The organism is Modestobacter sp. VKM Ac-2986 (genome assembly GCF_026967795.1).
Classification (GTDB): Bacteria; Actinomycetota; Actinomycetes; order Mycobacteriales; family Geodermatophilaceae; genus Modestobacter.
The window spans coordinates 641,378-653,501 of record NZ_JAPVBH010000003.1 but is presented as its reverse complement, the minus strand read 5'-3'; the positions used below and the strand labels follow the sequence as shown (position 1 = coordinate 653,501).

Annotated in this window: 12 protein-coding genes; 10 read left to right on the top strand and 2 right to left on the bottom strand. The window is 72.6% G+C overall.

What is annotated here, in order from left to right; all coding sequences use genetic code 11:
• Nucleotides 1-10: 10 nt before the first annotated feature.
• Nucleotides 11-517: a VanZ family protein gene (locus tag O2W14_RS11055; protein WP_269176145.1), complete on the bottom strand. Its 507-nt coding sequence runs from the start codon at nt 515-517 to the stop codon at nt 11-13.
• 146 nt (nt 518-663) lie between these two features.
• Nucleotides 664-1,557, bottom strand: coding sequence for a COX15/CtaA family protein (locus O2W14_RS11050; protein WP_269176144.1), 894 nt, complete (start codon nt 1,555-1,557; stop codon nt 664-666).
• 213 nt (nt 1,558-1,770) lie between these two features.
• Between O2W14_RS11050 and O2W14_RS11045 the strand changes: the two genes are divergently transcribed.
• The 10 genes from O2W14_RS11045 to O2W14_RS11000 all read left to right on the top strand — a co-directional run bounded on the left by O2W14_RS11045 (nt 1,771) and on the right by O2W14_RS11000 (nt 12,104).
• A complete protein-coding gene (locus O2W14_RS11045) occupies nt 1,771-4,341 on the top strand; it encodes an ATP-dependent Clp protease ATP-binding subunit (RefSeq protein WP_269176143.1) in 2,571 nt (856 codons plus the stop codon).
• 119 nt (nt 4,342-4,460) lie between these two features.
• On the top strand, nt 4,461-5,285 hold the full coding sequence (locus O2W14_RS11040) for a helix-turn-helix transcriptional regulator (protein WP_269176142.1): 825 nt from the start codon (nt 4,461-4,463) through the stop codon (nt 5,283-5,285).
• The gene (gene sufB, locus O2W14_RS11035) at nt 5,282-6,721 is read left to right on the top strand and encodes a Fe-S cluster assembly protein SufB (RefSeq protein ID WP_269176141.1); all 1,440 of its coding nucleotides are present in this window, start codon (nt 5,282-5,284) and stop codon (nt 6,719-6,721) included. The genes O2W14_RS11040 and sufB overlap by 4 nt, the downstream gene beginning before the upstream one ends.
• Nucleotides 6,721-8,103, top strand: coding sequence for a Fe-S cluster assembly protein SufD (gene sufD / locus O2W14_RS11030; RefSeq protein WP_269176140.1), 1,383 nt, complete (start codon nt 6,721-6,723; stop codon nt 8,101-8,103). The genes sufB and sufD overlap by 1 nt, the downstream gene beginning before the upstream one ends.
• Nucleotides 8,103-8,447 (top strand): non-heme iron oxygenase ferredoxin subunit, encoded by a 345-nt coding sequence (locus tag O2W14_RS11025; RefSeq protein ID WP_269176139.1) that lies wholly within the window; start codon nt 8,103-8,105, stop codon nt 8,445-8,447. The genes sufD and O2W14_RS11025 overlap by 1 nt, the downstream gene beginning before the upstream one ends.
• A 13-nt stretch (nt 8,448-8,460) precedes the next feature.
• Nucleotides 8,461-9,309 (top strand): Fe-S cluster assembly ATPase SufC, encoded by an 849-nt coding sequence (sufC, locus tag O2W14_RS11020; RefSeq protein ID WP_269176138.1) that lies wholly within the window; start codon nt 8,461-8,463, stop codon nt 9,307-9,309.
• Nucleotides 9,306-10,643, top strand: a complete 1,338-nt coding sequence (locus O2W14_RS11015; protein ID WP_269176137.1) for a cysteine desulfurase — start codon at nt 9,306-9,308, stop codon at nt 10,641-10,643. Before sufC ends, O2W14_RS11015 begins: the two co-directional genes overlap by 4 nt.
• Nucleotides 10,643-11,104 (top strand): Fe-S cluster assembly sulfur transfer protein SufU, encoded by a 462-nt coding sequence (sufU, locus tag O2W14_RS11010; protein ID WP_269176136.1) that lies wholly within the window; start codon nt 10,643-10,645, stop codon nt 11,102-11,104. The genes O2W14_RS11015 and sufU overlap by 1 nt, the downstream gene beginning before the upstream one ends.
• A 1-nt stretch (nt 11,105) precedes the next feature.
• Nucleotides 11,106-11,471 carry a metal-sulfur cluster assembly factor gene (locus tag O2W14_RS11005; protein WP_269176135.1) on the top strand — a complete coding sequence of 122 codons (366 nt, stop codon included), beginning with the start codon at nt 11,106-11,108 and terminating at the stop codon, nt 11,469-11,471.
• Nucleotides 11,472-11,546: 75 nt separating this feature from the next.
• The gene (locus tag O2W14_RS11000) at nt 11,547-12,104 is read left to right on the top strand and encodes a GNAT family N-acetyltransferase (RefSeq protein WP_269176134.1); all 558 of its coding nucleotides are present in this window, start codon (nt 11,547-11,549) and stop codon (nt 12,102-12,104) included.
• Nucleotides 12,105-12,124 lie beyond the last annotated feature (20 nt).

Here is a 12,124-nt window from a genome sequence, read left to right as displayed (position 1 = left end):
GGCGGGGGCGTCATGCCCGGGTGGCCGTGGTCCGGGGTCGGGACAGGGCGAGGACGCCGGTGGCGAGCAGGACGCCGATCGTGGCGCCCGCGGTGTCCATCGCCCAGTCGTTGGTGTCGCAGGCGCGCGCCAGAGCGGGCAGCAGTGCCTGCAGCGTCTCGATCGCCGCCGAGACGCCGGCCGCGACCAGCAGCACCAGCAGCGGTCGGCGGGTGAGCAGCGTGGCCAGGACGTCCGGGGGCACGAACAGCGCCACGTTGGCCAGCAGCTCGACACTGCCCGGGGTCGGCAGGGCGAACTGGACGGTGCAGCCGGCGCCCTCGCCGGCCGGGCGGGCGGCCGGGACCAGCGTCAGCGCGAGCACCGGCAGCACCGACAGGCCGAGGACGGCGCCGAGCAGCGTCCGTGCGCGGCGGGCCCGCAGCAGCGCGTGACCCAGCAGGGCGGACCCGAGGCAGACCAGCAGCAGTGCGGCGGGCACGAGGGCCGCGTGGTCGAGCAGGGTGTTGGTGATCACCGGCAGGCCCGGCCGGTGGTGGAGGTCGGCACGACGACGACCCTGTCACCGGTGGCCGGGCCGACGCCGCCGACGCGACGGCGGCTCACCCGTCGGCGTGCCCCGGACCCGGCCTGAGCGCTCGTGGTGCGGCCCGGGAGCCGGGGTCAGCGGACGGCGGCGGAGACCGGGTGGGCGGCGTCCACGGGCAGCTCGGAGGCCGGCCCGCGGACCGACCAGACCAGCCGCGCGGTGTAGACGGTGATCAGCACCGCCCCGGCCATGTGCAGCAGGACCGCGACGACCGGCAGGCCGGTGAAGTACTGCACGTAACCGATGACGCCCTGCAGCAGCTCGACGACCAGCAGGTCGCGGGTGGCCCGGCGCACGCGACCGGGGGAGTCGGTGGCCGACAGCGCCACCAGCAGCGCGATGGTCAGGCCGATGAGCAGGAAGACGAAGTCCGCGTGCAGCTGGCTGACCAGCTCGGGGTCCAGGCCGGTGCGCCCGGCCTCCGGGTCGCCGCTGTGCGGGCCGCTGCCGGTGACCACGGTGCCGACGACCTGCACGGCGGCGACGGTGGCGGCGATGCCGGTGACCAGCAGCGCGAAGGGCCGGCGGACGACGAGCTGGCCCACCCCGGGCTCGCGCGAGCGCAGCCACAGGACCGTGGCGATCGCGATCAGCACCGTCGAGACGAGGAAGTGCGCGGCCACCGTCCAGGGGTTCAGCCCGGTCAGCACGGTCACCCCACCCAGCGCGGCCTGGGCCGGGATGCCCAGGAAGCTCAGCACCGCCAGCTTGCGGAGGTCACGGCGGACGGAGGCGAACACCGCGACCACGGTGGCCACGGCCGTGAGCAGCACCACGAAGGTGAGCAGCCGGTTGCCGAACTCGATCAGCCCGTGACCGGCGAGCTCGGGCGTGGGCCGGATGCTGCCGTCGGTGCACTCGGGCCACGTGGGACAGCCCAGACCCGACCCGGTCAGCCGCACGGCACCGCCGGTCACGACGATCACGCCGTTGGCGATCACGTTGGCCAGCAGGACACGGGAGACCACGGACGGGTTCATCCGAGAGCGGAACGACGCGGGAAGAACCGTCACCGCACCGATGCTACTTACGTCGGTGCCCCCGCCGCCCGGCCCGATCAGCCGCCCGGCGTCCGCCCCGACGCACACGACGTCCCCGAGCCGAGAACACGGCGATCCCGGGAGTCGTGACGGGGTGGAGAGGTGAGCACTCCCACATCGACACGAGAGGTCTGTACCCCGATGACCAGTGGTTTCCCGGGTGGCCCCTTCGGGGGCAGCCCCTTCGACGACTTCTTCTCCGCCTTCTTCGGCGCCGACGCCGGTGGTCCCGGCGCCCGCCGTGGCATGCAGCGGGTGGACATCACCCAGCTGCTGAGCGACCACTCCCGCGAGGTGGTGTCCGCCGCGGCGCAGGCCGCCTCCCAGTGGGGCAGCGCCGACCTGGACACCGAGCACCTGCTCTGGGCGCTGGCCGGTCACGAGCCCACCAGCACCCTGCTGCAGCGGGCCGGCACCGACCCCGCCCAGCTCCGGGCCCAGCTGGAGTCCCAGCTCCGTCAGGGTGAGCCCACCGGCCAGCCGGTGTCGCTGACCCCGGCGGCCAAGCGTGCGCTGCTCGACGCCCACCAGGTGTCGCGGGCCAGCGGCTCGACCTACATCGGGCCCGAGCACCTGCTCTTCGCGCTGTCGGTCAACCCCGACTCCGGCGCCGGCCGCGTGCTGGGCGGTGCGCGGGTGACCCCGGAGGCACTGCAGCAGGCGGCTGCCGGCGGTCCGGTCCCGGCCCGCGGTGGCGCGGGCGGTGCCGGCGGTGGTGCGCAGGCGCCCTCGAACACCCCCACGCTCGACGAGTACGGCCGCGACCTCACCGCGCTGGCCCGGGACGGGAAGATCGACCCGGTCATCGGCCGCGCGCAGGAGATCGAGCAGACCATCGAGGTGCTCTCCCGGCGCAACAAGAACAACCCGGTGCTCATCGGTGAGGCCGGCGTCGGCAAGACCGCGATCGTGGAGGGCATCGCCCTGCAGATCGTCGACGGCGACGTCCCGGACTCCCTGCGCGACCGCCGGCTGGTCGAGCTCGACCTCACCGGCCTGGTCGCGGGGACCCGCTACCGCGGTGACTTCGAGGAGCGGCTGAAGAAGGTGATGGACGAGATCCGCGAGCACAGCGACGAGGTGGTCGTCTTCATCGACGAGCTGCACACCGTGGTCTCGGCCGGTGGCTCCGAGGGCTCGGCCGGGGCGGGCAACATGCTCAAGCCGGCGCTCGCGCGCGGCGAGCTGCACGTCATCGGCGCGACGACGCTGGACGAGTACCGCCGCGACATCGAGAAGGACCCGGCCCTGGAGCGGCGGTTCCAGCCGGTGCTGGTGCCCGAGCCCAGCACCGAGGACACGATCGCGATCCTGCGCGGGCTGCGCGACCGCTACGAGGCCCACCACCAGGTGCGCTTCACCGACGAGGCGCTGGTCGCCGCGGCGGAGCTCTCGGCCCGCTACGTCACCGACCGGCACCTGCCGGACAAGGCGATCGACCTCATCGACCAGGCCGGCGCGCGCACCCGGCTGAAGGTCAAGCGGCCCACCACCGACCTGCGCGAGCTGGAGCAGGCGGTGCAGCGGCTGCAGCGGGAGAAGGACCAGGCCGTCGCGGCCGAGCGGTACGAGCGGGCCTCGGCCCTGCGCGACGAGCTGGCCACGGCGCAGGCGGACCTCGAGCGGGCCCGGGGCGGCGGCGACGCCGGCATCCCCGAGGTGGGCGCGGGCGAGATCGCCGAGGTCGTCTCGCGGGCGACCGGCGTCCCGGTGGCCCAGCTGACCCAGCAGGAGCGCGAGCGCCTGCTGGGCCTGGAGCAGCACCTGCACGAGCGGGTCGTCGGCCAGGACGAGGCGGTCGAGGTGGTCGCCGAGGCCATCCGGCGCTCCCGGGCGGGCCTGGGCGACCCGGACCGGCCGATCGGCAGCTTCCTGTTCCTCGGCCCGACCGGGGTGGGCAAGACCGAGCTCGCCCGGGCGCTGGCCGAGGCGCTGTTCGGTGACGGCGACCGGATGGTCCGGCTGGACATGAGCGAGTTCCAGGAGCGGCACACGGTCAGCCGGCTGGTCGGCTCGCCCCCCGGTTACGTCGGCTACGAGGACGCCGGTCAGCTCACGGAGGCCGTGCGCCGTCGTCCCTACTCGGTCGTCCTGCTCGACGAGATCGAGAAGGCGCACCCGGACGTGTTCAACACGCTGCTGCAGCTGCTGGACGCCGGGCGGCTCACCGACTCCCAGGGCCGCACGGTCGACTTCAGCAACACCGTGGTGATCATGACCAGCAACCTCGGCTCGGAGGCGATCGTCAACGCCGGCCGCGGCCCGCTGGGCTTCACCGCCAACGGTGGCGGGGACGACCTGCGCGACCAGGTGATGCGGCGGCTGCGCGACGCCTTCCGCCCGGAGTTCCTCAACCGGATCGACGAGATCGTCGTGTTCCGGCAGCTGGAGACCGAGCAGCTGACCCGGATCACCGACCTGCTGCTGGACGAGACGCGCGGCCGGCTGGCGGCGCAGGGCATCGGCATCGAGGTCACCCCCGAGGCCGTCGCCTGGCTGGCCGAGCGCGGCCACGAGCCGGCCTTCGGTGCCCGGCCGCTGCGCCGGGCGATCCAGCGGGAGGTCGACAACCGGCTCTCGCGGCTGGTCCTCGGCAGGGAGCTGGCCGCCGGCCAGCGGGTCACCGTCGGTGTCACCGACGGCGAGCTGGACCTGCAGGTCGGCAGCGAGCCGGAGACGGTCGCCGAGGCGGAGGCACCGGCCGCCGTCTGACGCCACCGGCGGTGCGGGGGACCCCGCACCGCCGGTCGGCGCTGTGACCTGCAGCGCAGGAGCCCGCAAGTAAGGTCCGCCTTGCTTGCGGGCTCCTCGATTAAGCACACAATCGTGTTGTGGAATCCGTTGCGGCAGCTGCCGTCCCCGCCGGTGCGCCGGCCGAGGACGGCCGTACCCGTGACCGGGTCAGCGCCCTGCTGCTCGAGCACGGACCGCAGTCGGCCACCGAGCTCGCCGCCCGGCTGGGCGTCAGCCCGGCGGCCGTCCGGCGCCACCTGGACGGGCTGGTCGCCGCCGGCCGGGTCGCCGAGCGCGAGGCCCCCGGTGGGCAGCGGGGGAGAGGTCGTCCCGCGCGGCGCTTCACCCTCACCGACACCGGTCGCTCCGCCTTCCCGCACGCCTACGACGACCTGGCGCTCACCGCGCTGCGGTTCGTCGCCGAGCACGGCGGCCCGGACGCCGTGCGGGCGGTCGCCGAGCAGCAGCTCGCCGGCCTCGCCCAGCGGTGCTCCACCGCCGTCGACGTCGCGGTGGAGGAGGCCGGCACCCAGTCGGTCGACCGGGCTCAGGTGCTGGCCACCGCGCTGACCGCCGAGGGCTACGCCGCGACCGCCTCGGCCATCTCCAGCGGCGGGCAGCTGTGCCAGCACCACTGCCCGGTGGCACACGTCGCCGCCGAGTTCCCGCAGCTGTGCGAGGCCGAGACCGCGGTGATCAGCCGGCTGGTCGGCACGCACGTCCAGCGGCTGGCCACCATCGCCCACGGCGACGGCATCTGCACCACCCACATCCCCACCCAGCGCGCAGTGCCCCTGGCCCAGCGCGCCGGGAACAAAGCCCGCCCCACGGGCCCTGTACCTGCTGGTCGCGCCACGGCTCCCGGAGCCGGCGCCAGCACCCCGAGCACCCCCTCGATCGACCGGGAGAGGACCCCCGCATGACCACCACGCAGCCGGTGCCCAGCACGCCGATGACGCAGGACGAGACGATCGACTCGCTCGGCACCTACCAGTACGGCTGGTCGGACACCGACGTCGCGGGCGCCTCGGCCACCCGCGGCATCAACGAGGACGTCGTCCGCGACATCTCCCGCCGCAAGAACGAGCCCGAGTGGATGCTGGAGCGCCGCCTCAAGGCCCTCCAGATCTTCGGCAAGAAGCCGATGCCCGACTGGGGCTCGGACCTGTCCGGGATCGACTTCCAGAACATCAAGTACTTCGTGCGGTCGACCGAGGCGCAGGCCGCCTCGTGGGACGACCTGCCCGACGACATCAAGAACACCTACGACAAGCTGGGCATCCCGGAGGCCGAGAAGCAGCGCCTCGTCTCCGGTGTCGCGGCCCAGTACGAGTCCGAGGTCGTCTACCACAAGATCCGTGAGGACCTCGAGGAGCAGGGCGTCCTGTTCCTGGACACCGACACGGCCCTGCGCGAGCAGCCCGAGCTGTTCCGCGAGTACTTCGGCTCGGTGATCCCGGCCGGTGACAACAAGTTCTCCGCGCTGAACACCGCCGTGTGGTCGGGTGGCTCGTTCATCTACGTCCCCAAGGGCGTGCACGTCGAGATCCCGCTGCAGGCCTACTTCCGGATCAACACCGAGAACATGGGCCAGTTCGAGCGCACCCTGATGATCATCGACGAGGGTGCCTACGTGCACTACGTCGAGGGCTGCACCGCGCCGATCTACAAGACCGACTCGCTGCACTCCGCGGTCGTCGAGATCATCGTGAAGAAGAACGCGCGCTGCCGGTACACGACCATCCAGAACTGGTCGAACAACGTCTACAACCTGGTCACCAAGCGGGCCGTGGCCCACGAGGGCGCGACCATGGAGTGGGTCGACGGCAACATCGGCTCCAAGGTGACGATGAAGTACCCGGCCGTGTGGATGACCGGTGAGCACGCCAAGGGCGAGGTCATGTCCATCGCCTTCGCCGGCGAGGGCCAGCACCAGGACGCCGGCGCCAAGATGGTGCACGCCGCCCCGCACACCTCCTCGACCATCGTGAGCAAGTCGGTGGCCCGTGGCGGTGGCCGCACCTCCTACCGCGGTCTCGTGCAGATCGACGAGGGCGCCTACGGCTCGAAGTCCACGGTCAAGTGCGACGCCCTGCTGGTCGACACGATCAGCCGGTCGGACACCTACCCCTACGTCGACGTCCGCGAGGACGACGTGTCCATGGGCCACGAGGCGACGGTCTCCCGGGTCAGCGACGACCAGCTCTTCTACCTGATGAGCCGCGGTCTGTCCGAGGACGAGGCGATGGCGATGGTCGTGCGCGGCTTCGTCGAGCCGATCGCCCGGGAGCTGCCGATGGAGTACGCCCTCGAGCTCAACCGCCTGATCGAGCTGCAGATGGAAGGTGCCGTCGGCTGATGTCGAGCAACGACACGAGCAACGACACGAGCAACACCGCAGAGCTCGACACCGCGGACCTGAGCACCGCCGAGCTGGCGCACGAGGAGAAGGCCGCCCTCGCCGCGGAGCTGTTCGCTCCCGGCGTGGGCGCCCAGGCCGGTCCGCCGACCACCCCCGCGACGGCCACCGGGTCCGCCGGCGACACGCCCCCCGGGGCGCACTCGCACGGCGGCCCGGTGCTCACCGGGCAGCCGGTGCCCACCGGCTCTCCCGCGGAGCGCTTCACCTCCACCGACCCCGACGCCTTCCCCAAGCCCACGGGCCGGGAGGAGGAGTGGCGGTTCACCCCGCTGCGCCGGGCGCGCCAGCTGCTGGACGGCGCGCCGTCCGACGCGCGGCTGCAGGTGGAGAGCGACCTCCCCGAGGGCGCGGTGCTCACCTCGGTCGAGGCCGGCGACCCGCTGCTCAAGGGCCTGCCCGAGCCGGTCGACCGGCTCGCCGCACTCACCCGCCAGCGCAGCAACGGCGCCACGGTGCTCCGGATCGCCAAGGAGGCCGTGCTCGACCGCCCGGTCACCCTGCGGCTGTCCGGCACCGGCGCCGAGGACGTCGTGTGGGGCCAGCTGGTCGTCGAGGTCGGGGCGTTCGCGCAGGCGACCGTCGTCCTGGACCACGCCGGCCTGGCCAAGTACTCCGGTGGGGCGGCCTTCCTGCTCGGCGACGGTGCGCAGCTGACCGTCGTCTCGGTGCAAGAGTGGGCACCGGGCACCGTGCACGGCGGGCAGTACGACTCCGTCGTCGGCCGGGACGCCAGCCTCAAGCAGATCGTGGTGACCCTGGGCGGTGACCTCGTCCGGCTGGTCAGCAACGTGTCCTACACCGGCACCGGTGGCCAGGCCGACCTCTACGGCCTGTACTTCGCCGACGAGACCCAGCACCAGGAGCACCGGCTCTGGGTCGACCACGCCACGCCCAACTGCCGCAGCAACGTCGTCTACAAGGGCGCGCTGCAGGGCGAGCAGGCGCACAGCGTGTGGATCGGCGACGTCCGGATCCGTCCGGCCGCGACCGGCACCGAGACCTACGAGCTCAACCGCAACCTGGTGCTCACCGACGGCGCCCGCGCCGACTCGGTGCCCAACCTGGAGATCGAGACCGGTGAGATCGTCAGCGCCGGCCACGCCAGCGCCACCGGCCGGTTCGACGACGAGCAGCTGTTCTACCTCTGCTCCCGTGGCATCGACGCCGAGACCGCCCGCCGCCTGGTCGTCCGCGGCTTCTTCGCCGACGTCGTCCAGCACATCGGCATCCCGGAGCTGCAGGACCGGCTGATGCGCACCATCGAGGTCCGCCTCGGTGCGCTCCCGGAGCTCGACGAGCAGCCGGTCGAGGTCGGCTGATGGCCTTCGAGCGCGTCTGCGCCGTCTCCGAGGTCCCCGAGGACGGCGCGCTGCGCATCGAGCTGGACGACGTCGACGTCGCGGTCGTCCAGTTCGACGGCGACTTCTACGCCCTCCAGGACGTCTGCTCCCACGCCGACTTCCCGCTGACCGACGGCGATGTCGACGAGGTCGACGGCGCCCCCACGATCGAGTGCGCGCTGCACGGGTCCTGCTTCGACCTGCGGACCGGTGCCCCCACCAACCTCCCGGCGAACAAGCCGGTCCCCGTCTACCCGGTCCGGGTGGAGGGTGACGACGTCCTCGTCGACGTCGCCGCCCCCCTCGCCGCGGCCGCATCCTGAGAGCGAGAACCCCGTGACCAGCCCCACCGCGACCCCCGCCGCCACCGGCCTCAAGGCCGGCAGCGTCCTGGAGATCCGCGACCTGCACGTCACCGTCGGCGACGGCGACGACGCCAAGGAGATCCTCCGCGGCGTCGACCTGACCGTCCGCGGCGGCGAGACCCACGCGATCATGGGCCCCAACGGGTCGGGCAAGTCGACCCTGGCCTACTCGATCGCCGGGCACCCCAAGTACACGATCACCGGCGGCACCGTCACCCTCGACGGCGAGGACGTCCTCGCGATGACCGTCGACGAGCGCGCCCGGGCCGGCCTGTTCCTGGCCATGCAGTACCCGGTCGAGGTCCCCGGCGTCTCGGTGTCGAACTTCCTCCGCACCGCCGCCACCGCCGTCACCGGCGAGGCCCCGAAGCTGCGCACCTGGGTCAAGGACGTGCGCACCGAGATGGCGGCCCTGGAGATGGACTCCGCCTTCGCCGAGCGCAACGTCAACGAGGGCTTCTCCGGTGGTGAGAAGAAGCGCCACGAGATCCTGCAGATGCGCCTGCTCAAGCCCAAGATGGCGATCCTCGACGAGACCGACTCCGGCCTGGACGTCGACGCGCTGCGGATCGTCTCCGAGGGCGTCAACCGGGCCAAGGCCGACAGCCCGGTCGGCGTCCTGTTGATCACGCACTACACGCGGATCCTGCGCTACATCAAGCCGGACTTCGTGCACGTCTTCGTGGCCGGCCGCGTCGTCGAGGAGGGCGGCCCGGAGCTGGCCCAGAAGCTCGAGGACGAGGGCTACGCCGCCTACGTCAAGGACTCGGCCGAGCAGGCCGCCACCGAGAAGACCGCCCTGGAGGCGACTCAGCAGTGACCCAGACCGTCTCGCGTCCCGCAGGGGCGCACCAGGTGCCGCTCCCGCTGGACGTCGAGGCGATCCGGGCGGACTTCCCGATCCTGGGCCGCACGGTCCGGGACGGGAAGCGGCTGGTCTATCTCGACTCCGGGGCCACCTCGCAGAAGCCGCGCAGCGTCCTGGACGCCGAGCGCTGGTTCTACGAGAACGTCAACGCCGCCCCGCACCGCGGTGCCCACCAGCTCGCCGAGGAGGCCACCGCGGCCTACGAGGCAGCCCGGGCCACCATCGGTGCGTTCCTCGGCGCCCCGGACAACGAGATCGTCTTCACCCGGAACAGCACCGAGTCGATCAACCTGGTCGCCTACGCGCTGTCCAACGCCGCCACGGCCAAGGAGCCGGAGTTCCGCCGGTACGCCGTCGGCCAGGGCGACGAGATCGTCGTGACCGAGATGGAGCACCACGCCAACCTGCTGCCCTGGCAGCAGCTGTGCGAGCGGACCGGCGCGACCCTGCGCTGGCTGGGGCTCACCGACGACGGCCGGCTCGACCTGTCCGACCTGGACACCGTGGTCAACGAGCGCACCAAGCTCGTCGCGGTCACCCAGCAGTCGAACATCCTGGGCACGATCAACCCCCTCGACGGCATCATCGCCCGGGCCCGCGAGGTCGGTGCGCTGGTGCTGGTCGACGGCGCGCAGTCGGTGCCGCACCAGAAGGTCGACGTCACCGAGCTGGGCGCGGACTTCCTGGTGTTCTCCGGCCACAAGATGCTCGGGCCCACCGGCGTCGGCGTGCTGTGGGGCCGCTACGACGTCCTCGACGCGCTGCCGCCGTTCCTCACCGGCGGCTCGATGATCGAGGTCGTGCGGATGGAGGGCAGCACCTTCATGCCCCCGCCGCAGCGCTTCGAGGCCGGCGTCCCGATGAGCGCGCAGGTGATCGGGCTGGCCGCGGCCGCCGACTACCTGACCGCGCTGGGCATGGACCGCGTGCAGCAGCACGAGGAGGTGCTCACCGGCTACGCCCTCGAGCAGCTCCAGGCCATCCCGGGTGTCACCGTCATCGGCCCGCCGGACACCGTGGCCCGCGGTGGGGCGATCAGCTTCACCGTCGACGGCATCCACCCGCACGACGTCGGTCAGGTCCTCGACGACCTGGGCATCGCCGTCCGGGTCGGGCACCACTGCGCCTGGCCGGTCGTGCGCCGCTACGGCGTCCCGGCCACCACCCGGGCCACCTTCTACGTGCACACCGGCTACGACGACGTCGACGCACTCGTCGAGGGTGTCCGGGAAGCCCAGCGCTTCTTCGGTGTTGCACCTGGTGTGACCGAGGGCGGGACGAACTGATGCAGCTGCAGTCGATGTACCAGGACATCATCCTGGACCACTACCGGAACCCCCACGGGCGCGGACTCCGCGACCCGTTCGAGGCCGAGGTGCACCACGTCAACCCCACGTGCGGTGACGAGGTCACCATGCGGGTGCACCTGGACGGCGACACCATCGCCGACGTCTCCTACGAGGGGCAGGGCTGCTCGATCAGCCAGGCCTCGGTGTCGGCGATGTACGACCTCGTCATCGGCAAGAGCGTGACCGAGGCGCTGGGCACCGGCGAGCACTTCATGACGCTGATGCAGAGCAAGGGCGACGCGGCCGTGGCCGAGACGCTCGAGGACGAGCTCGAGGACGCCATCGCGTTCGCCGGGGTCAGCAAGTACCCGGCCCGCGTGAAGTGCGCCCTGATGAGCTGGATGGCGCTTAAGGACGCGAGCGCCCGCGCACTCTCGACCACCACTGGAGCGAACTGACATGACCGAGCCCACCACCACCCCCGACGGTGGCCTGTACGGCGGCAAGTCCGCGCTGCTGGAGGACGTCGAGGAGGCCATGCGCGACGTCGTCGACCCCGAGCTCGGCGTCAACGTCGTCGACCTCGGCCTCGTCTACGGCATCGACGTGGACACCGAGGCCAACGTGGCCATCCTGGACATGACGCTGACCTCGGCGGCCTGCCCGCTGACCGACGTCATCGAGGACCAGGCCCGCCAGGCCCTCACCGGCCCCGGCCTGGTCGAGGACATCCGGATCAACTGGGTCTGGATGCCGCCGTGGGGCCCGGACAAGATCACCGACGACGGCCGCGAGCAGCTGCGCGCCCTCGGGTTCCGGGTCTAGTTGGACCACCTCGCCGCACTGCTGGCGGGGCTGGCCGCGGGGTAGACCCCGGCGGCCGATGCGAGTGTCACGACCGTGCCGGCGCCCCTCGGGGCGCCGGCACTCGTCGTCGGGGGCACCGCCTGGCACGTGGTGGCCGCCGACGTCGACCCGGCGTGGGTGCGCGCCCAGGTCGCGCACGACCCGGTCGCCGCACCGCTCGGCGCCCGGTTCCTCACCGCGCTCGCCGACCGGGTGGGCGTCGAGCCGGGCGTGCTGGACGCCGTCCTGGTGGCCCCGCCCGCGCCCGAGCGGCCCGGGGTGACGCTCGTGCCGGCCGAGGTGGCGGAGCACCCGCGGGTGCAGCGCGCTCATCGGCACCGCACCGACGTGCGCACCTGGACGACGCCCGACGGATCGGCGCTCCTCGTCCTCGGTCGCGGGGTCGCCGGCCGCTGGGAGGCCGGCATCGAGGTCGACCCGGCCGCCCGGGGCAGGGGACTGGGGACCGCGCTGGCCGTGACCGCTCGGGCGCTGCTGCCGGAGCCGGCACCGCTGTGGGCGCAGGTCGCCCCGGCCAACGTGGCCTCGCTGCGCGCCTTCCTGGCCGCCGGCTGGCGACCGGTCGGTGCCGAGGTGCTCTTCGGCTCGTGAGTGCAGTGGCTGTAGCGAGC